Origin of the sequence: Paenarthrobacter nitroguajacolicus (assembly GCF_031455195.1) — a bacterium.
Classification (GTDB): domain Bacteria; phylum Actinomycetota; class Actinomycetes; order Actinomycetales; family Micrococcaceae; genus Arthrobacter; species Arthrobacter nitroguajacolicus_D.
Map to the genome: position 1 here is coordinate 187,530 of NZ_JAVDSH010000002.1, position 20,361 is coordinate 207,890.

The 20,361-nt window shown below is 63.9% G+C and carries 16 protein-coding genes and 1 riboswitch; of the genes, 7 read left to right on the top strand and 9 right to left on the bottom strand.

Annotated features, from left to right (window positions below; all coding sequences use genetic code 11):
• The first annotated feature begins 36 nt into the window (after positions 1-36).
• Together J2Y68_RS04680 and J2Y68_RS04685 are read left to right on the top strand one after the other, a co-directional pair.
• On the top strand, positions 37-1,224 hold the full coding sequence (locus J2Y68_RS04680) for a Gfo/Idh/MocA family protein (RefSeq protein ID WP_309990360.1): 1,188 nt from the start codon (positions 37-39) through the stop codon (positions 1,222-1,224).
• Positions 1,221-2,240: a sugar phosphate isomerase/epimerase family protein gene (locus J2Y68_RS04685; RefSeq protein WP_309990365.1), complete on the top strand. Its 1,020-nt coding sequence runs from the start codon at positions 1,221-1,223 to the stop codon at positions 2,238-2,240. Before J2Y68_RS04680 ends, J2Y68_RS04685 begins: the two co-directional genes overlap by 4 nt.
• Before the next feature lie 83 nt (positions 2,241-2,323).
• On the opposite strand, the gene J2Y68_RS04690 is transcribed toward J2Y68_RS04685, so the two are convergent.
• Both J2Y68_RS04690 and J2Y68_RS04695 read right to left on the bottom strand, forming a co-directional pair.
• On the bottom strand, positions 2,324-3,349 hold the full coding sequence (locus J2Y68_RS04690; RefSeq protein ID WP_309990368.1) for a Gfo/Idh/MocA family protein: 1,026 nt from the start codon (positions 3,347-3,349) through the stop codon (positions 2,324-2,326).
• A gap of 244 nt (positions 3,350-3,593) precedes the next feature.
• Complete coding sequence (locus J2Y68_RS04695) at positions 3,594-6,440, bottom strand: chitobiase/beta-hexosaminidase C-terminal domain-containing protein (protein ID WP_309990371.1); 2,847 nt, start codon at positions 6,438-6,440, stop codon at positions 3,594-3,596.
• Between the two features lie 258 nt (positions 6,441-6,698).
• On the opposite strand from J2Y68_RS04695, the gene J2Y68_RS04700 reads away from it, so the two are divergent.
• Positions 6,699-7,838: an LOG family protein gene (locus J2Y68_RS04700; protein WP_309990373.1), complete on the top strand. Its 1,140-nt coding sequence runs from the start codon at positions 6,699-6,701 to the stop codon at positions 7,836-7,838.
• Positions 7,839-7,858: 20 nt separating this feature from the next.
• On the opposite strand, the gene J2Y68_RS04705 is transcribed toward J2Y68_RS04700, so the two are convergent.
• From J2Y68_RS04705 to J2Y68_RS04715, 3 genes are all read right to left on the bottom strand, one after another.
• A complete protein-coding gene (locus J2Y68_RS04705; RefSeq protein WP_309990376.1) occupies positions 7,859-8,794 on the bottom strand; it encodes a matrixin family metalloprotease in 936 nt (311 codons plus the stop codon).
• A gap of 119 nt (positions 8,795-8,913) precedes the next feature.
• Positions 8,914-9,807, bottom strand: a complete 894-nt coding sequence (locus J2Y68_RS04710) for a matrixin family metalloprotease (RefSeq protein WP_309990380.1) — start codon at positions 9,805-9,807, stop codon at positions 8,914-8,916.
• An 85-nt stretch (positions 9,808-9,892) separates the two neighbouring features.
• On the bottom strand, positions 9,893-11,065 hold the full coding sequence (locus J2Y68_RS04715; RefSeq protein ID WP_309990383.1) for a VIT1/CCC1 transporter family protein: 1,173 nt from the start codon (positions 11,063-11,065) through the stop codon (positions 9,893-9,895).
• A 225-nt stretch (positions 11,066-11,290) separates the two neighbouring features.
• Between J2Y68_RS04715 and J2Y68_RS04720 the strand changes: the two genes are divergently transcribed.
• Positions 11,291-11,482, top strand: coding sequence for a hypothetical protein (locus J2Y68_RS04720; protein ID WP_211712919.1), 192 nt, complete (start codon positions 11,291-11,293; stop codon positions 11,480-11,482).
• Here J2Y68_RS04720 and J2Y68_RS04725 read toward each other — a convergent pair.
• Complete coding sequence (locus tag J2Y68_RS04725; protein ID WP_309990386.1) at positions 11,479-11,820, bottom strand: hypothetical protein; 342 nt, start codon at positions 11,818-11,820, stop codon at positions 11,479-11,481. The genes J2Y68_RS04720 and J2Y68_RS04725 overlap by 4 nt on opposite strands.
• Before the next feature lie 16 nt (positions 11,821-11,836).
• A riboswitch (SAM riboswitch) is annotated at positions 11,837-11,956 on the bottom strand.
• 187 nt (positions 11,957-12,143) lie between these two features.
• Positions 12,144-13,685, bottom strand: coding sequence for a sodium:solute symporter family protein (locus J2Y68_RS04730; RefSeq protein WP_309990388.1), 1,542 nt, complete (start codon positions 13,683-13,685; stop codon positions 12,144-12,146).
• Between the two features lie 266 nt (positions 13,686-13,951).
• On the opposite strand from J2Y68_RS04730, the gene J2Y68_RS04735 reads away from it, so the two are divergent.
• The gene (locus tag J2Y68_RS04735; protein ID WP_235519052.1) at positions 13,952-14,527 is read left to right on the top strand and encodes a helix-turn-helix domain-containing protein; all 576 of its coding nucleotides are present in this window, start codon (positions 13,952-13,954) and stop codon (positions 14,525-14,527) included.
• Positions 14,528-14,644: 117 nt separating this feature from the next.
• Here J2Y68_RS04735 and J2Y68_RS04740 read toward each other — a convergent pair whose 3' ends face one another.
• Positions 14,645-15,088: an endonuclease domain-containing protein gene (locus J2Y68_RS04740; RefSeq protein ID WP_309990395.1), complete on the bottom strand. Its 444-nt coding sequence runs from the start codon at positions 15,086-15,088 to the stop codon at positions 14,645-14,647.
• Positions 15,089-15,396: 308 nt separating this feature from the next.
• Entirely contained in the window at positions 15,397-17,370 is a 1,974-nt protein-coding gene (locus J2Y68_RS04745; protein ID WP_309990398.1) for an APC family permease, read from the bottom strand.
• A 216-nt stretch (positions 17,371-17,586) separates the two neighbouring features.
• Between J2Y68_RS04745 and speB the strand changes: the two genes are divergently transcribed.
• Positions 17,587-18,648 (top strand): agmatinase, encoded by a 1,062-nt coding sequence (speB, locus tag J2Y68_RS04750; protein WP_309990400.1) that lies wholly within the window; start codon positions 17,587-17,589, stop codon positions 18,646-18,648.
• Positions 18,645-20,348: a thiamine pyrophosphate-binding protein gene (locus J2Y68_RS04755; RefSeq protein ID WP_309990402.1), complete on the top strand. Its 1,704-nt coding sequence runs from the start codon at positions 18,645-18,647 to the stop codon at positions 20,346-20,348. The genes speB and J2Y68_RS04755 overlap by 4 nt, the downstream gene beginning before the upstream one ends.
• Positions 20,349-20,361 lie beyond the last annotated feature (13 nt).

Here is a 20,361-nt window from a genome sequence, read left to right on the forward strand (position 1 = left end):
TCCTCATGCGACGGCAGAATTTCGAAGGAGAAATCAATGGCTGAAAGCCTCGGCGTAGCCGTCATCGGAGCAGGCATGGCAGGCAAGGCCCACGCCGCCGCGTACCGCACGGCATCTGCCCTTTATAGCCCCGTGCTTCCCCAGATCCGCCTCGTCTCCATTGGCGACGTCAATGCTGAGTTCGGTTCCCTGGCTGCACGCCGATTCGGCTACGAACGCAATGACACCTCATGGCAGGCCATTGCGGAAGCTGATGACATCGACGTCGTCAGCGTGGTGATCGCCAACTCGCTGCACCGCGAGGTGGTCGAAGGCCTGCTCGCGGCCGGCAAACATGTCCTCTGCGAAAAGCCACTCAGTGACACCCTGGACGACGCCCGTGCCATGGCGCACGCAGCACGCGCCGCCGAGGCCCGCGGAAACCTGGCACGCATCGGATTCACCTTCCGCCGCACCCCAGGCATCGCCTACATCCGCGACCTGGTCCGGAACGGCGTGCTGGGGAACGTCCTGCACTTCAGTGGCCGATACTGGACCGACTACGGATTCAGCCCCCAGGCTCCCATGAGCTGGCGCTACAAAGGCGGACCGGGCTCAGGTGCGCTGGCCGACGTCGGAAGCCACCTGACCTATGTCGCCGAATTCCTCTGCGGCAACATCACCTCCATCAGTGGTGGCAGGCTGTCCACCGCGATCGACAAGCGCCCGCTCCCGCTCAGCGCAGTCATGGGCCACGACCACGTTGCCGTCAGCGACACGTTCGAAGCCGTGGAGAACGATGACTACGCCGCCTTCAACGCCGAGTTCACCAACGGTGCCGGCAGCTTCGAAGTGTCCCGCGTTGCAGCAGGACACGCCAACAGCCTCCAATTCGAGGTCTTCTGCGAGAACGGCGGAGCCAAGTTCGACCAGCGCCGCCCCAACGAAATCCAGCTTTTCCTCAACGATGGCTCCGGCCTGCAAGGCGGGTACCGCCAAGTGATCCTGGGCCCAGGACACCCCTACATTGCCGGCGGCCTGGCCATGGACGCCCCGGAAGTCGGCTTCGGCCAGAACGATGCCTTCGGATACCAGGCACGGGCCTTCCTCGAAGAGGTCGCGGGCTTGGCCGAAGCGGACTCCCTGCCCCGTTGCGCAACGTTCGACGAAGGTGTCCGCAACATGGAACTCCTGGGCGCGGTCACTGAGTCCGCCCTGGACAACGGAAAGAAGATCACGCTATGAAGCTCGGGGTCTACAACGCGATCCTCCACGACCGTCCGCTTCCTGAAGCGCTCAAAGTCATCGCCGACCTTGGCCTGACTGGCATCGAGATCAACACCGGCGGATTCCTTCCCGCCGTGCATGTCCCCACGTTCGACCAGATCCTGGAAAGCGACGCCGCCCGCGACGACTACCTCGGGATCTTTGAGGGCACCGGGGTTTCAATCGCTGGCCTGAATTGCAACGGAAACCCCCTGCATCCCAAGCCGGAAATTGGCGAAAAGCACGCCGAGGACATCCGTCGTTCCATCCGCTTGGCCAACCGGCTGGGCCAGGACCGCGTGGTCACCATGTCCGGGCTGCCCGGGGGAGAGCCCGGCGCCACCACGGTGAACTGGGTGGTCAACGCCTGGAACTCCGCGGCGCTGGATGTCCTGGACTACCAGTGGGGAGTAGCGGCAGCCTTCTGGAAGGAAACGGACCGGCTCGCCGCAGACCATGGCGTCAAGGTGGCGTTGGAGCTGCACCCGCAGAACATTGTTTTCAATACCGCGGATGTCTACAAGCTGGTCGAGCTCACCGGTGCCACCCACGTTGGCGTCGAACTGGACGCATCCCACTTGTTCTGGCAGCAGATGGATCCAGTGGCGGTGGTCCGGGAACTTGGGCCACTGGTCTTTCAGGCGGCAGCCAAGGACGTCCGTGTGAACAAGGACAACGCTGCGCTCTACGGTGTGTTGGACAACAGCTTCCGGCGGCTCTCGGAAACGGAAAACCGGACCAACCTTGGTGGCGACGAATGGGCCAACGAATGGCCCAAGAACTCTGCCTGGGACTTCGTGGCCCTGGGCCGTGGTCACGACACCGCGTTCTGGACCGAGTTCCTCCGGGCCCTGCACGACGTCGATCCGAACATGCTGGTCAATATCGAGCACGAGGACGTTTCGCTGGGTCGGATCGAGGGGCTCGAGGTCGCGGCACAGGTGCTTCGCGACGCCGACGCAGCCCTTGAGGCATCGCTCAACGTCCCTGCCTGAGACTCCCGTGCTGTGTCCGGGGCGGCGGCTACGGCCCCCGCCCCGGACGCGCCGTTCACCGTTCCGGGTGCTGCACGCTGATGCTAGGCCTGGACCCTGACGGGTACGCCGGTCTCCAGGGACAGTTGTGCTGCGTCGGCTACCTTTGACGCCGCCACGGCGTCTTCGGGAGTGCAAGGATTCTTACGTTTGCCCAGCACAACCTCTACGAAGGCCGCCATCTCGGCCCGGTAGGCCTGGTCAAACCGCTCGGCGAACGTGGTGTGCGCAGTGCCGGACGGGAACGTAACTGTGGGCTCGGCCGACCTCAGTGCCATCTGCTGGTCCATTCCCACCAGCACTGATTGCTCGGAGCCTTGAAGTTCCAAGCGGACGTCATGCCCGGCTCCGTTGTAGCGGCTGGCCGATACCGTACCCACCGTGCCGTCGTCGAACGTCACCAGAGCCAGGGCGGTGTCGACGTCGCCCACCTCACCGATGGCCGGGTCGCCGTTGTTGGAGCCCTTGGCGTAGACTTCCACGATGTCCCTGCCTGTGAGCCATCGGAGAATGTCGAAGTCGTGGACTGAACAGTCGCGGAATAGGCCGCCCGATGTTGCAAGGAACTCCACCGGCGGCGGTGTCATGTCGCAGGTGACAGCCCGAAGTGAGTGGATCCAACCAAGCTCCCCGGCCTCGTAGGCCCGTTTGGCCTCCAAGTACCCGGCATCGAATCGACGCTGGTGACCGATTTGGACGGTGCCCGATTTCTCGCTGATGTAGTCGAGGACGGGTTGGGACTCCGCCACATTGACAGCCACGGGTTTTTCGCAGAACACCGGGATGCCTGCGTTCACACCCGCACGGATGAGACCAGGGTGAGTGGCTGTGCCTGTTGCGATGACCAGGCCGTCCACTCCGGACCCGATGAGCTCCTCCGCTGATCCCAGGAATTCGGCGCCCACGCTCTCGGCCACTGCACGGGCATGATCCCCGGCCACATCCGTCAGTTTGAGGCTCACATGGATGCCGTCAGGGTTGAGGGACTCGTTGAGGGCGCTGATGTTCTTGGCATGCATCACGCCGATCCGGCCTACGCCTACGAGGCCGAGGGTCACGTTCTTGGTCATTTCTGTCTCCGTCGGTGCAGCAGAAGGTCATCTCCAGAGAGAGATTCCTGAAGTGAGACTAGAGGTTGTCAGATTGTCCTGTCAAACATAGGTGGGGATGTGAGTGAGCGTCTGGCTGAAGGGGGTGGGATGTGAGTGAGCGTCTGGCTGAAGGGGGTGGGATGTGAGTGAGGGGTGGACATGGCTGACGCGGGCCGAAGAGTCTGGGGGAAAACTCCGACCCGCGCCAGGTCCATGGGGCCGGTCAGGCGATGATCTTCATCGCCTGCCAACCGGTACCCAGGCTGGTGGGGGGAACGTTTCTGAACGTTCCGCTGCCCGAGCCCGGATACAGCCACAGGGTGTCTCCGATGCGGCCGAGGACGTCATTCTTGGCGTCACCGTCCAAGTCCCGGGGCCCTGCCATCGATGTTCTGTTGTCCCAACCCGCGGAGATCTGCTTCCACGGCAACCAATCGCTGGCTCCGTCACCGGGATAGAGCCAGAGTGCGCCGGTATCCGCACGCCGGGCCAGCACGTCTGCTTTACCATCTCCATTAAAGTCCCCGGTGCTGAAGATTGCATTCATGACATTCCAGCCCGTTCCCACCGTGGTGGGCGTCCGGAGGCCACCGCTGCCGTTTCCTGCGTAGAGGCGCAGGTCCCCGGTGCTGCGCCGGGCCATGATGTCGGGAATGCCGTCACCGCTGAAGTCCCCGGGGGAGAACAGTTGGGTCATGGCACTCCAGCCGGTACTGATCTGCGAGCGGGCACCAAAGCCACCGGCCCCGTCCCCTGGGTACAGCCACAGGACATCTCCCGCTCGGGCAACGACGTCGGCCTTGCCGTCCCGGTTGAAGTCACCGGGGGTGATGGCGTCAGTCACCGTCGACCAGTCCGAGGCCGGTATGGCAAGCTTCCTGGCCTGGAGGCCGCCAGCGCCGTCACCCGGGTACAGGTACAGGTTTCCCGTCGCATCGGAGGCCAGGACGTCGGCTTTGCCGTCACCGTCGAAATCATGGGCCGACGGAGGACCGGCTGCGGGAACGCTGTAGGTCTGGGTGGCCACGGCGGAGGTGTTGCCGGCGGGGTCCACTCCGATGTATTTGAGCACCAGTGCGGAATTGCCCATCACGATTGGAGCCGCGTACTTGAAGTTGGTGGCGCTCTCCGTTGCCGTCGGTGTGCTGCCATCGGTGGTGTAGTAGATGGTTGTCCCAGCCTCATTGGCGGACAGGGAAATGGTGGCTCCACTGGACAACGGACGGCCGGTGGGATTGGCCGTTACTGTGGGAGCCGTGGTGTCTGCCGGGACTGTGTAGGTCTGCGAGGCAACATCTGAGGCATTGCCGGCAGGGTCGGTAGCGAAATACTTCAGCGTCATCGGGCCGGTGCCCGGGAACGTGATCGGAGTGGAGTACACCAACCCGGCGGTCAACGGATCCGTGCCGTCCGTGGTGTATTTGATCACCGAATTCGGTTCATTGGCTGTCAAAGTGATCGACGTGCCGGCAGCGTACGCTCCTCCCGCCGGGTTGGCGGTCACTATGGGTTTGGTCGTGTCCGGCCCCGTGGAGTAGGTCTGCGTGGCCACCGCGGAAGCGTTGTTGGCGCTGTCCACTGCGAAGTACTTCAGGGTCAGCGGACCGCTCAGCGTCAGCGGAGCGGTGTACTTGTTGCTGGTGGTCGTGGGCGTGCTGCCATCGGTCGTGTAATAAATTGTGGCCGTCTCGTTGGCCGTGAGGGTGACGGTCTGCCCAACGGAGTAGGTTCCGCCGGGAGGCGTCGGTGTTACTGAAGGTGCCACGTTGTCTGTTCCGAGGTAGGCCTCAAACTCGGCCAAGCCGGCGTTGGTCGTAGTGGGGCTGACTGAGGTGATGTTGAGCCTGACAGAACTCACTGTTTTGGAAGGGAAATTGATGGTGAGGCCGGACCCATTGTTGGGAAGGGCCGGAACAGGCACAGAGCTGCCATCGGAGAACTGTAGATTGCCTCCCGTAACTTGATCTGTGAGCACAGGGCGATCGGCCAAGGTAACCGCATTTATGGTGCGGGTGGGCGAGAAATCGTATTCGATCCAGCTGCCGGCTTTTTCGCCAGCGGTCACCCATTCACGGCTCGCGTCCATGGGGGCTCCCCACGCGTAGCCGTCTCGCGCCTTCTCCGGGCCCTGTGCCGTGGCCTTCTGCGAGGACGAAGACACCGTGGTGCCGGGGGACTTGGCTGCGTTGCCTGTCCACTCGATGGCCGTGATGTACTGCCGTTTCAGCCATTCGTCGTAGGGGGAGTCGGGACATCCTTCGCCTGGGCTGCTGCAGATGTACATGTCGAAGTCCGCGAACCGAACGAACGTATCTACCTTCGCTGTAAGCTCGGCACCCGTCACATTTTGGGCGTACTCGTCAATGACGTACGCGTCATAGGCCAGGGCTGTATGGGGTCCTGCGTAACTGCGGCTGGCGAGCTGGGCGAACTTGGCGGTAGCCCAATGGTCACTATGGTCGTACGGGTTCTTGTAGGTCCCGGTCCAATCCTGGGTGCGGAAGGTGGTGGGTTGGAAGTTGGCCACCAGACGGTTCAGTGCTGTTTGGAACTGTGTCTTGGTGAAGGCAGCCGCGTTATCCACCGGACGGATGGAAGACAACCGTCCATCCCAAAGTTTGAGGATGCTTTGGGAATTATAGGCGGCGCTGCCCAGTCCGTTGGGGAAACCGTCGGGCAGGCGCATAAAGACAACGGAGACGTTAGGGGCACCATTGAGTGTCTGCATGGTCAGCGGACGGTTCGGTACACCGGCGTCAGACGTGGTCCAAGAGTCCGCAACTCCAGCCATTTTCGCGTAGCTGGCCCTGATGCCAGCCTCAAGGCTTTTCCAGTAAGCAGGCCCCTCGCCGGCTTCCCCGGCCGTGGTGTAGACGGTCTGGACACACCGCTTGGCTTGGATGTCGCGCATGAAGTCCGGGCTGATAAAGATCAGGTCGTCGTCAGTATGGGCCACGATCTGCATGGCGCCACCGGTACCTGCGCAGGGCGGCACGGCCGCGGACGCGGACGCCGTGAAGCCAAGCGTCAGGCCCGTGATGGTCATGGAAAGAGCCAGAAGCCACGCCATTAATCGGCGACTTCTGGAAGTGGGTGGGGTTACAACGCGAAATCCGGGGCGGCGAAAGGGTTTTGGACGGTCCACAACCATGCTCCTCGAGCAGATGTTGGGCCCCCCAGCCGGCGAACTTAACGACGCCCCCAGAGCGTCATGTGAATGGAGTTATGTACTCGGCCCGCTGGCGGGAGAGCCGTGGGCGTCGTGATGCGAGTTACTGTACTCCTTCGGTCCGGGCATGGGTAGGGTTCGGGCCACTACGCTGAAACCATGAATCGCACCGGAGCTTTGAACCCGAGTCCGAGGACGCTCGACGTCGAAAGCGTGGTCCACTTCGACCGGCTGGTGGCCGGAGGGGCCGGGTCCATGCACGGTTGGCACGCGCAGTCTTTGGACCTCCGTGGACACTCACGTGAGCTTAAGGTCCTGGACCCCCAAGGCGCGATCTTCCTTGGCTGCACTTTCGACGACGGCGTGGAAGAGAGCCTCCGACGCCGCGGGGCGCTCATCTTCCCCAAAATGCAAGGGATCCCGTTCGACCCGTACCGGGGGAGCCTCTACTCGGCCGACGAGCTCTACCAGGACATTTCCGCCACAGAGTACGAAGCCACCCTCGACGCCAGGATTTACCAGTGGAGCATCCTGTCCGGGCAACGGAAGAGCCTGGATGCCACCCTTGCCGCGGCCCTGCACGACCATGCGATCGGTGATGCCTTGGACGAACTGCTGGACCAGGGCGCCCTGTCAGGCCGCAAACTGGTGGGAGTCATGGGCGGGCATGCCGCCGAGCGCGGGACCCGGGAATTCGCCGACGCCGCCCGGCTGGGACGGCTCCTTGCCCAAGCCGGCTTCGCGGTGGCCACCGGCGGTGGGCCTGGTGCCATGGAAGCGGCCAACATGGGCGCCTACTTGAGCGGACTGCCCGACGCCGATACCGCAGCCGCGCTTGGCACGCTCGCCCTGGCACCCGGGTTCAGGCCGTCCGTGACAGCGTGGGGGCGCCAGGCAGCAGCCGTGGTCCAACAGCATCCGCAAGGCACTCCAACGCTTGGCATCCCCACGTGGTTCTACGGACACGAACCTCCCAACCTGTTCGCCACCCACATCGCCAAATACTTCGCCAACGCCGTCCGCGAAGCCATCCTGCTGGAACTGTGCAATGGCGGGATCGTCTTCCTGCCGGGCGCGGCTGGAACTGTGCAGGAGATCTTCCAGGACGCCTGCGAAAACTACTATGGCGCGCCCGAGACCATCACGCCCATGGTGCTGGTGGGTCGCGAACACTGGGAACGGACCTTCCCGGCCTGGCCCATGCTCCAGAGCCTGGCGGCAGGGAAACCCATGGAAAGCCGGATCTTCCTGGTGGACAGCGTCGAGGAAGCGCTCGCGGTTGTGACGGAACGGGTGTGACCGAACACTGAGGAGGCTGCTCAGAAGTCCTTGCTGCAGGGACCGGAGCCAAGTTGCGCGAGCCCTGTGAGGTCGCCCGCAGCGTAGTCCCGAACCCAGGAGGCTTCGTCGAACATGAGTTGCCGCGGGTCACTGACGTGGTCCAGGCCTACCAGGTGCCCCAGTTCGTGCATGATGACGGCCACGCCAATCTCCTGGCCGTTGGGGGTATCAACGATCCCGGCGAACTGGGGTGCATCCAAAGACACGGTGCCGGTCACGTATGCCTTGTACCCGTTGCTGAGGCCGATCGAAGAGCTTCCGCCCAGCCCAACTGTCTGTCCGGTCAGGCGCGGGACCTGCTCCGGCGTACTCCACGCGATGAGTACTGGCGCCCAGCGGTCGCCGTATCTGGCGGGCTGGTACCCGGACCTGTTGGTGGACGGGACCTCGGAACTGGGGCCGTCGTAGATGAATTTCAGTCCGGTAGCGAGGCTCGCCCGCCGAACGGCTGCATCCACCAGTGCCTGCCAGGAAGCCGGCGCCACATCGGAGTTCACCACGTAGTGGATGGGCCGGCAGGGCGAATAGGCCAACGGGGTCCCGTCTTCCTTGACGGCCAGGAACTTGTACGAGGTGCTGGTTTTGCTCAACGGGGCAGGTTTGCCAAGGGGCGCGTCGGCTTCCTCGAGCCCAGGCAGCCGATCCTGGCGCTGCCCGAAGGGAACCACCCCGGGCCGTGGTTGTTGTCCTTGCGCAACGGAGGAACCACCCACGAGTTGTTGCAGTTCGCCGCTGAAGTAAGCGCCCGCGCAGACGAGGCCGAGGATGCCGAAGAAGAACATGATGGCGGCGATGCTGCTGTGTTTGATGGGTGGCCGGACGGGTGGGTCATCGGGCGGACGGGCAGCCACTGGGAGGAAATTCGGCCGGGGAGGATCATGGTCTGGCCATTTGGACGACCCGAAAGGTTCCATGGAACCCCCTGACGTGGCGGCTGCGACGGGTGGTGGGGGCGCCGCCGTCGGCCGTAACCGTCAGCATAAGTCCGGCGACGCCGCGAGTCCATGGCGCGACTGCTGGAAAGCCGTGCTTGTCAGATGTCCTTGCGGCAGGGTGCTGAAGCCAGCAGGTGCAAGCCGTTCAGGTCGCCTGCGGCAAGTCCGTCCGGTGCCCCAATTTCCGGGTACATGAGCTGGATGGGGTCGTCCACGTGGTCCAATCCCATCACGTGTCCCAGCTCGTGTTGCATGACCGCCAGGACATAGTCCGCGCCGCCGCTGGCCATCAGCTCTGTCACCTGCGGGGTGTCCAGCTCGAGGCTGCCGGTGATGTAGCTTTTGGGGCCGTTATTGAGGGAGTACATGGTGCTGCCGCCAGTGCCGATCACTTTGTCGGCCAGGGCCGGCGCAACCTCCGGCGTCGTCCAGGAAATCAGGAGCGGAGCCCACCGGTCGCCGTATTTGGCGGGTTGATAGGGCTCACGGCGCTCAACTGGCAGTTCGTCGGTGGTGCCGTCGTTGACGAACTGGATGCCCGACGCTGCGGAGATGTTCGCAATCGCGGTGGCCAGCAGTGCGTCGGATCCTTCCGGTGCGGTGGCGTTGTTGACGACGTAATGCAGCGGTCGGCAAGGCGAGTACCCAACGGGGGTGCCGTCGTCGTTGGTTGCCAGGAACTTGTACGAATCGTTGGTGGTTCCGGGCGCCGGAGGCGAGGCCAGCGGGGCGTCTGCTTCCTCAAGTCCCGGCGGCGGCGCGTCGACCGGTCGGGCGGCCTTCCCCTGCCCCTGGCTTCCTTGCTGCGGTGTGCCAGGCACGCCCGCCCCGGGAAAGAGCGCTGTTATGCGGGGGTCGCCGTGCAGGAATCCGCTGACCAGGACGGCAATGACCGCCGCGACGGCGGCGAGGAGGACACCGCGGAGCACACGAAGGGCCGTTCCCGCGCGCCGGTGCCTGGGCGCACGCACTTCTTCCCGCTCCGGGTCCACGGTTCTCCATTCCTCACGCCCTGGTCACGCGGGGCAGCGCGGAGGACGAACCAACAGTACGGGCTGCGGACTGAGCCGTCCAAACTCAGACGATCGCTGCGCCGAAGAGCAATCCCAGTCCATAGGTGGCGGCCGCCGCTCCGAGGCCGATCGCAAGCTGCCGCAGGCCACGGCTCAGCGGCGACGTTCCGGAAAGCAGGCCGACGACGGCGCCGGTCGCCAACAGCGCGATGCCCACCAGCACACCGGCCACCATCAGGGCAGCCACGCCGGTCATGCCAAAGAGGAACGGCAGGATGGGGATGATGGCACCCGAAGCGAAGAAGCAGAAGCTGGACAGCGCTGCGCCCCAGGCCGAGCCTACGGATTCGTGCTCGTCCGCTGCCGGCTTTTCGGGTTGCAGGGAGAGGCTGGGGTCGCAATCGCAGCTGAACAACCCCATGCGTTCGGCGGCGCGGTGCTCGGCGGCTTCCTGGGTCATGCCCCGGGCCAGGTACACCAGGACCAGTTCGTTGTGCTCAATGTCCAGGGAAGGTGCAGCAGTGAGCGTGGCCTGTGTGGGGAGGGTGGCGTTGAGCAATTCCCGTTGCGACCGCACCGAGACGTATTCGCCGGCGCCCATGGAGAGGGCTCCGGCCAGCAAACCTGCCACGCCACTCATCAGCACAACGGGGCTGGGCACTCCGGTGGCGGCCATGCCCATGACCAGGGAGAGGTTGCTGACCAGGCCGTCGTTGGCGCCGAAGACTGCGGCGCGGAAGGTGCCGGACAACCTGTTCCGGCCACGGGTGGCAAGCCCGCGGACTACTTCTTCATGGATCTGCTCATCTGCCACCATGGCAGGCGTCGCGGCCGGTTCGGTGCCGTAGGGGGAGCGGCCTTCGGCCCGCTGCGCCAACGCGAGCACGAACACCGAGCCGAAGTTGCGGGCCAGGAAACCCAGGAACTGGCTCCGGCCGGACGCCGCCTTGGGCATTCCTGCGTGCTCCCCAAGGAGCTTGAGCCAGTGGGCTTCGTGCCTGCCTTCGGCCTCGGCCAAGGCCAGCAGGATCTGGCGTTCTTCGCCGTCCCGGCGTTGGGCGAGTTCCCGGTAGACGGCGGCTTCGGCCCGTTCGTCAGCCAGGTATTGCCGCCAACGCCGGATGTCCGAGGACGTCGGCGCGGTTTGCGGCGCTCCGGCGTTTTGGGGGGCTTCGGTTTCGTGGACGGGGTCCGGAGCGGGGCTCGACGAACCGTGGGATTCCTGGTGCTGTTGCACTTTTTCTCCTGTGCTGGGTGGGGTAGTTGCGGCCCCATTGCACGCCCCACACTACCGCTTATTCCCGGGGTTTTTTGGCTGGTATTCCTCAACCGGAATGTTCGGTGCACCTTAATTTCCGCCCCTTGACCGGTCCGTGGGCCGGTGCTCAGATGGAATGACAGGGCGGGGTCTCCCGCACGAGGTCATCGGGCCGTTCGCGGCCCATGGGACGGAGGTTGCATCATGAACACCACCGAATCACACGCCAACTACCCGGAACGGGCAACTGTGGAGTCCGACCCGGCCTACGACTACGCGGAAGACCAGGAAGTGGACGAAGCCTGGGTGGAGGAAGTGGACGCCCCGGAGGATGACGAACGGGTGGTCCCGATTGATGAAACCGATGACTTCCGGGAGGAAGACGCCGAGGATTAGGCAGGTTGCTCCGGAAAGGTGAAGTGCCTCGCCAGCCCCCTTGGTTTCCCGACGGCGGCAACGGTCACTGTCAGCGTCCCTGACGCTGCGCACCATTGGGTAGGGCGGACGGCCTGCGAAAGCGCACGGGCAATCAACTGTGGATCCGAGTGCGGCAATGTCACGCTCGTCGTCCCGGCCAGAAGGGTGACGGTCCCCAGAAAGAGGTCGACGGCGGGTATCACCGCGACCATGCCGGCTGCGGCTTCGGCGGGGGTACCGGTTGTTTGGGCGCCAGGTGTTTGGGCGCCGGGAGCCGGCAGGTTGGAGGCTTGGCTGCTGTCGGCTTGGTACGGCAAGGTACGTCTCCTTGGGGGAGTGCTCTTGCCCGCTCGGTTGTCTTTGGTCCGGGGCGGGCCGCTTCCTCATCCGAACCACCCGTGAACATGGGGTTGGTGTGTGGCCAGTCGGAGCTTGGCACCACATCTCTTGAAGCTGGCACCACACTACCGCACGCGCGCTCTCGTTGTGGGGCCTGCTCCGCAGGGTTGGATGGAGTTTAAGTCCGCGGAGCGGGCCCCACAACGTGTACCTGCCGGGGACACAACTACGGCGACGCTCCCCGATAAGGGGAGCGCCGCCGTCGGGCGTTGCTTTGTTTCGCTTGTCCTGCGTGTTTGGGTTAGTTGGCCCTGTTGGAGCTGACCGGGTGAGCTTCGATCGGCAGTTCGTCGGAGATCGCGCCAGCCACTCGCTTGTCCCAGGCGGCCCGGACTGCGGGGTCGGTGCGCGGGGTGAGGAGCGAGATGACCACGTAAGCGACGAACGAGGCGGCGAGGCCGTAGTAGATGGGTTCGTTTGCGTAGACGCCGTCTTCGCTGGGAATGACTCCGGTTGCGAACATGATCAGCAAGGCCAGTGTCAGTACCGAGCCAACTGCCATGGACCATGCAGCCGCAATGCCTGTTCCGCGCTTCCACACCAGGCCGCCGAGGATCGCGACCAGAAGGCCGCCCACCAGGATGTCGTAGGCGATGGTGAGGGCTACCACCACGTCCTGTGCGGCCATGGAGATCAGGACCGCAACGATGCCCAGGCCCAGGACCCAGTAACGGTTGGCCTTGACGTCGTGCTCGGGGTTTTCCGTGTCGTCAGTGTTGATGGTCTTGCCGAACCAGCTGGCCACGAACGGGACGACGTCGGCGCGGGCAACGGTTGCTGCCGCGATCAGGGCGCCCGAGGCGGTGGACATCATGGCAGCGACAGCAGCGGCCATGACCAGGCCTCCGATGCCGACGGGAAGGATGTGTGTTGCGACCTCCGCGTAGACGACGTCCTTGCCGAGGTTGGCGACGTCAATGTCCGGGAGGGCCACGCGGGCTGCAAGACCAATCAAGGCGCCGGCGATGCCGTAGAGGATGCAGTAGACACCGGCCGTTGCGCCACCCCAGCGTGCAACCGTGGGGGTCTTGGCTGTGAAGACGCGCTGCCAGATGTCCTGGCCGATCAGCAGGCCCAGCGTGTAGACGACGAAGTACGTGATGATCGTCTGGGTGCCTATGCCGTCGATTTGGAAGAAGCTGTCTTCGAGGCGCCCACGGATGCCGTCCATGCCGCCGGCAGCGTTCATAACGAACGGAAGCATCAGGAAGAAGATGCCCACAGTCTTGATGATGAACTGCACCTGGTCGGCCAGGGTGATGGACCACATGCCGCCGATGGTTGAGTAGACCAGCACGATTGCGCCGCCAACAGCGATGGCCAGCCAGCGTTCCCAATCGAAGAGCACCACGAAGATGGTGGCGTAGGCACCGGTGGACGTAGCGCACAGCATCAGCGTGTACGCGAGCATCACGATTCCGGACGTCTGCGTGGCCTTGCTGCCGTAGCGGAGGCTAAGCATCTGGGAGACGGTGTAGATCTTCAGGCGCTGGATGGTGCCCGCGAAGAGCAGGCTCAGCAGCAGCACGCCGGCGCCGATGGCCACGACGAGCCACATACCGGAAATGCCGAATTTGTAGCCCAGGCCGACGCCGCCGACGGTGGATGCGCCACCGAGGACCACCGCGGCCATGGTGCCTGTGTAAAGGAAGGGGCCAAGGCGGCGGCCGGCCACCAGGAAGTCGCTGTTGTTCTTGGTGCGGGACTTGCCCCACCAGCCGAACGCCAGCATGGCGAGCAGGTACACCACCACGATTGCGATGTTAATAGCCGAAGATTCCATGAACGGTCCTTGGAGCTGATGCACGGAGGTTGGGGATTTCGACGATACTCCTGCGAAGGGTCGAAGTCTCCGTGCTGATGATTGGAGATTGGGGAGGTGTTGTATGCCTCACAGACAACACTTGTTGCCCCTGAGGATATGTTGTGATCGGAGTAACAGTCAAGATGCTTAAGACATGCTTCCGTAGTTTCTGGCTTCCCTTCTGCGCGATCCGGCTACTATTGCTCCAATGACAGGGCCACATGACAGGCCTGAAAGGTTCGTGAATGAAGGCTCTCCCCGTTGAACCAAGCAACGTTCCTGTTGCCATCGGTTCCAGAATCCGCGCAGCCCGGCAAGCGCAGCGCCTCACCATCGAGCAAGTGGCGGATGCTACAGGTCTCACCAAAGGGTTTCTTAGCCGTGTGGAGCGGGACCTGACATCGCCGTCGGTCGCGTCCCTGGTCACCCTGTGCCAGGTTCTGTCGGTCTCCGTGGGGGATTTGTTCGCGGCGCCGGAAACCCACCTGACCAAGCGCGACGACGGCCCCCGTATCTCCTTGGGTGGTCAAGGAATAGTGGAACGCCTGCTGACTGCGCGCTCCGAGCGCCGCCTGCAAATCCTGCAGGCCACCATCGAACCCCGCGGCCGCGGTGAGAACGAGCTGTACGCGGTGGACTGCGATGTGGATGTCCTGCATGTTGTCAAGGGCCGGATCAAACTCATCCTGACCAATGAGGAATACGACCTCGCGGAAGGCGACACGCTCTCCTTCCCGGGCCGGGAACCCCACACCTGGATCAACCCCACGGACGAAACCGTCGAAGTGCTCTGGGTGCTGGTCCCGGCCGCGAGCCGGTAGTTCTTTCCTCTTGGTGCGGAGCCTCTGTGCTCCTTCCCGGTTGCCTCTTCCCGGTTGCCTCGCTTCCCGGGGGTTCTCGGTGATCCTTTGCCCTGTAATTCCGGGGTTTGCTTGGACTTACTTGCTGACCAACCGGGGAGGAGCGTCGCGCCGCCGTTCCAGCACTGCCCGGATTTCCGCTATGACCCGGCCCGGTTCGTACCAGATGGCCTCCGGCGGGTAGCGGAGGACGGACAATCCCTTAAACGTGGACGCGTTGTTGCGGAACAGATCCCGACGCAGAGCTGACCGGTCCGCATGGAAAGCGAAGCCATCCACCTCGACAATGAGCACTCCTTCGATCAGGAAATCCACGCGGCCGATGCCCGGGAGCTGCACTTGAGCATCGTAGGCAATGCCATGGCTTTTTAGGAGGTGTTGGGTATCGACTTCCACGATGGACTCGGCCCGCAGGTCGAGTTCTTGAAGTATCAGCAGTGATGGGCGGGATTTGTGGGCGCTGAGTTCGCCCCGCAGCAAGGCCAAAGGGACTCCGCGGAGCCGGACAGCTGAAACTGCCATCGCTGCTGCGGCATTGGGTTGGAGGCACCCCAGCGAGTGAATCGCCGCATCCTCGACGCTTGCGAGCGGAAGTGCTGGATCGGCGTCGAACCTTATGGTCCGGTGCCGCACGAACCCTGAGCCGTGCCCGTGGGCGGCTGTCCGGATGGTTGTGCCGGCGTTCCTCCCCGTTTGGACCAATCCGCAGCTGCGTTCCTCCCCGTTTGCTTTGACCCGGGAGGCCCAAGGCCCCAGGGCGGGCGCGGAAACCCGGGATCAACGCGTGCCCGCCCCGCCGGCAACTGGGGAGGAGCGCGGCGGAAGAGGGGCTAGCCCACGTGGACCCAGGGCCGGCGGGTGATGTCCGGTTCCGCTTCCCGCAGCACTTCCCGGGTTACCGGCGCGATTTCGCCCTCGCCGAAGAACAGGAACTTGCTCAGGTTGGAGATCGGGTTTCCCTCGGTCCAGCGGAAGTAGATGTGCGGCATGAAGCCGGTGACGTCGCGGATGTGCAGCAAAACCGCGGCCAGGGTATTGGGCACGTTGTTGCTATGCACTTCCAGGATCTTGAAGCCGTGCCTCTCCTTGCCCACCACCTGCAGTTCCTGCTCAAAGTCGGAGCTGTCGTCCACGATGATCTCAATGAACACTGCGTCGCAGTCGACGGGAAGGTGGTTTGCCTGCTGGGCGTGCTGGAGCTTCTCCCGGTAACGGCTGGCGCTCAGGTGCTTGGGTTCGTGGGCGATGATCCGGACCGGACCCTCGGCGTGGTTCGCCGTGAACTCCAACGCTTTCTCGTCCAGTTTGATGTGCGTGGCCCGTAGTTCGAATGCGCGGCGCATCCGGGAGATGAAGCTGACCACCATGATGCCCAGGATGAAGAGGGCTGCGATTTTCAGGCCGTCCGGGCGTTCGATGGAGTTGACCACCGTGGTGTAGACGAAGACCAGGGAGATGATCCCGAAGCCGATGAACTGGGCCCGCTGCTTCTTGCGCCGTGCCGAAAGGGTCACCGCGATGGAAGCGGAGGTGATCAGGACAAGGACGCCGGTGGCATACGCCCCACCCTGGGCATTGACGTCGGCCTGAAAAATGATGGTCACGATGAAGGCGATCACGGTAAAGACCAGGACCAGTGGGCGAAGGGCCCGGGCCCACGCGGGAGCCATTCCGTAGCGGGGAAGGTAGCGCGGGACGAGGTTGAGCAAGCCTGCCATGGCGGATGCGCCGGCGAACCAGAGGATCGCGATGGTGCTGATGTCGTAGACCGTTCCGAATCCGTCGCCAAGGAACTTGTGGGCGAGGTAGGCAAGTGCGCGGCCTTCGGCTTTGCCCCCGGATTCGAATTCGGCCGCCGGGATAAGCATCACCGTGGTGAAACTGGAGGTAATCAGGAACGAGCTCATGATGATCGCCGCTGTGGTCAGGAGCCGATGGGCGCCCTTGATCCGTCCGGCGGGATTGGCTTCAGTATCGGATGGGTGACCCTTGATCTGCGGCATGACTGCTACGCCGGTCTCGAATCCGGACAGGCCAAGGGCGAGCCGGGGGAAGACCAGGAGCGCCAGGGCAACCATCATGATGGGGTCACCATGCGATGTTGTCAGTGCTGTCCACCAGTCGGTGATGACGTGTGCTTCGGTGAAGAGGTGCCCCAGGGAAATGGTGATCACTACCAGGTTCAGGGCCAGGAAAGCGGCTACCAGGACGACGGCAACGTTGATGGCCTCTTTGAAGCCGCGAAGGAAGACCACGCCCAGTCCTGCAATCAGTGCCAAGGTGATGACGACGTGCTGCCCCTCGAGGAAGTCCGGGGCGAACGGGTTTTCGATGAGGTGGGCCGTGGCGTCGGCCGCGGACAGCGTGATGGTGATCATGAAGTCGGTGGCAGCGAAGCCCAGGAGCGCCAGAACGAAGAGCTTGCCGCTCCAGCGGGGGAGGAGGCGCTCCAGCATGGCAATGGAACCTTCACCGCGGGGGCTTTCCTTCGCAACCCTCCGGTATACGGGCAGGGCGCCGGCCAGGGTTGCGACAACCAGGAGCAGCGTTGCCAGCGGGGAGAGCAGGCCTGCCGCCAATGCGGCGATGGCGGGTTGGTAGCCGAGCGTGGAGAAGTAATCCAGGCCGGTGAGGCACATGACCTTCCACCAGGCCTGCGGCTTGTGCGACTCCGAGGGGCGGCCGTGGGGGCCTTGCCGCTTGCCTGAGGTGTCCGGCATTCCTTCCAGCAGCCAGGGTTTGAGCTTGAAGGAATTTTTTGGCCGGTTGGCCGGATCGGCCGGAGGCCTCGACAGGGTGGTCACGGTGTCCTTTCGCGCAGCACGGTGCTGCTCCCGGTCGAGCGTAGGACCGCCTTCGACGTCGGCACCCCCGTTTTTATGGAATCTTTACGCCCGCTGTGATGGGCGTCTCACGTCTTTTGAAAGTTGTAAACAACTGATGCTTATTAGGCAACTTCGAGTGTATGATGGGTGTCACAGTCACTGATTCACCCCCGATCCACTAAGGAGTGGCGCATTTTGGAAGAGCTCCGTATTGAGGCCAACGGAAACCTTGGTCCCATCGATTCGTCCCGCATCCCGCGCTATGCCGGTGCCGCCACCTACGCCCGCCTGCCCCGCCTTGACCAGGTCGCCAAGGCTGACGTCACTGTTGTTGGCGTCCCCTTCGACTCAGGCGTCTCGTACCGCCCGGGCGCGCGCTTCGGCGCCAACCACGTACGTGAGGCCAGCCGCCTGCTGCGCCCCTACAACCCTGCGTGGGATGTCAGCCCGTTTGAAAACATCCAGGTCGCCGACGCTGGTGACATGGCCGTGAACCCCTTCAACATCAATGAGGCGATCGAGACCATCCAGCAGAACGCCCTGGACCTCACCGCCAACGGCAGCAAGCTGGTTACCCTCGGCGGTGACCACACCATCGCCCTCCCGCTCTTGAGGGCAGCAGCAGAGCGCGCCGGCGAACCCATCGCGATGCTCCACTTCGACGCGCACCTGGATACCTGGGACACATACTTCGGCGCGGAGTACACCCACGGCACCCCGTTCCGCCGTGCCGTGGAAGAGGGCATCCTGGACACGGAAGCCATTAGCCACGTGGGTACCCGCGGTCCGCTTTACGGCAAGAAGGACCTCGACGACGACCACCGCTTCGGGTTCGGAATCGTCACCTCCGCGGACGTCTACTACCAGGGCGTCCTGGAAACGGTCGCGAAGATCCGGGACCGCATCGGCAACCGTCCGCTGTACATCTCCGTGGACATTGACGTCCTGGATCCCGCGCACGCACCCGGCACCGGCACTCCCGAGGCCGGCGGGATCAGCAGCCGCGAACTCCTCGAAATCATCCGGGGTTTCCGCGGCATGAACCTTGTTGGCGCGGACATCGTCGAAGTTGCTCCCGCCTACGACCATGCGGAGATCACCGGTGTTGCCGGCAGCCACGTCGCCTACGAGCTCGTCACCCTGATGGCAGACAACGCCGTCGAAGACGATCGGCTGGGCGCCCCCAACGGCTACGCGCAGCAGGCACTCGGCGCCCGCATCGAGGAACTCGCAAAAGCCTCGGGAGACCAGCGATGATCGATTTCGATCCGGGCACGGCAGCGCCCACCAAGGGGACCAACCAGCGCAATGGCGGGGACCTCGTCGTCGAGACCCTCGAAGCGCTGGGCGCGAAGACTGTTTTCGGTATCCCGGGCCAGCATGCGCTGGGCCTCTTCGACGCCATGGGACGCGGCAACCTGCACTTCGTTTCCTCCCGGGTGGAGAACAACTCGGCGTTCGCCGCTGACGGTTATTCCCGCGCCACCGGTGAGGTGGGTGTGCTGTTCCTGTCCACGGGTCCGGGCGCGCTGACGTCCCTTGCCGGTTTGCAGGAGGCTTACGCCACGGGTGTTCCGATGGTGGTTGTTGCCAGCCAGATCCCGCTCGATGGTTTGGGCGCCCGCCGCAAGGGCATGCTGCACCAGCTCGATGACCAGAAGGCCTCGGCCGCGAATGTCACCAAGAGCCAGCGACTGATCCAGCACGCCTCCGGTATCCCGTCGGCGATCCAGGACGCCTGGACCGAGGCGATTTCCTCGCCGCAGGGTCCTGTGTGGATCGAGATCCCGCAGAACGTCCTGCTGGATCCCATCATGGTCCCGCCGGTGGAAGACGCCCTGGCCGAGGCATTCGACAACCCGCCGCGCGTCGAGCTGATCCGGGAGGCCGTGAAGTGGCTTTCGACGGCGGAACGTCCGGCGATCATCGCAGGCGGCGGTACCCGCCGTGGCCGGGCCGAGAAGTCGCTGCTCTCGATTGCAGAGCAGCTGCGGGCCCCGGTCATCTGCACACCCGGCGGCAACGGTGCGTTCCCTTGGACCCACGAACTGTCGTTGCAGTCGTGGATCGAGGACCGGTACATGACTGATGTCCTCGAAGACGCCGATGTCCTGATAGTGATTGGCTCGTCGCTGGGTGAAGTGACCTCGAACTACTTCACGTTCGAACCGCGCGGCCGGATCATCCAGATCGACGCCGAACCACGCGTTCTGGAATCCAACCGGCCAGGCTTGGGCATTCGCGCCGACGCAGGCCAGGCACTCGCTGCGCTGGATGAAGCCCTCGCAGCAGCGGGGGTGGCGGATGCAACCAAGCGTGATTGGCACGGAACCAGCCCGGAAGACGTGGTCAAAGAGTCCCTGGCAAAGGTCAAGGCACGGTTGGAATCCCAGGACCTGGCCAAGGAACTGAAGTTCATGTCGGACATCCGCGAGGCTGTGCCGGCGGACATGCAGACGTTCTGGGACATGACCATCTCCGCATACTGGGGCTGGAGCTGCTGGGACGCCCGGCAGGGCCAGTTCCACTCAGCGCAGGGCGCGGGCGGCCTCGGTTACGGGTTCCCTGCCGCTATCGGTGGAGCAGTCGGGTTGGAGACCTCGGGTAAACCGAGCCGTGTGCTCGCCGTGTCCGGTGACGGTTCATCCATGTACTCCATCTCCGAGCTCGCCACCGCGAAGCAGCACAACGTACCGGTCACCTGGTTGATCGTGGACGACGGCGGCTACGGCATCCTTCGTGAATACATGGTGGGTGCCTTTGGGCAGGCCACGGCCACCGAACTTGCCCGTCCGGACTTCGTGAAGCTGGCCGAGTCATTCGGCGTCCCGGCCCGTCGGGTAGCCCCCGAGGAAGTGGGGGACGCGCTTAAGGCGTCCTTCGAAGCGGACGGACCCAACGTCGTCGTGGTTGAGACGTTGCTGAAGATGTTCGGCCCCACTCACCTGGACGACTAAAACGCCAAACAGT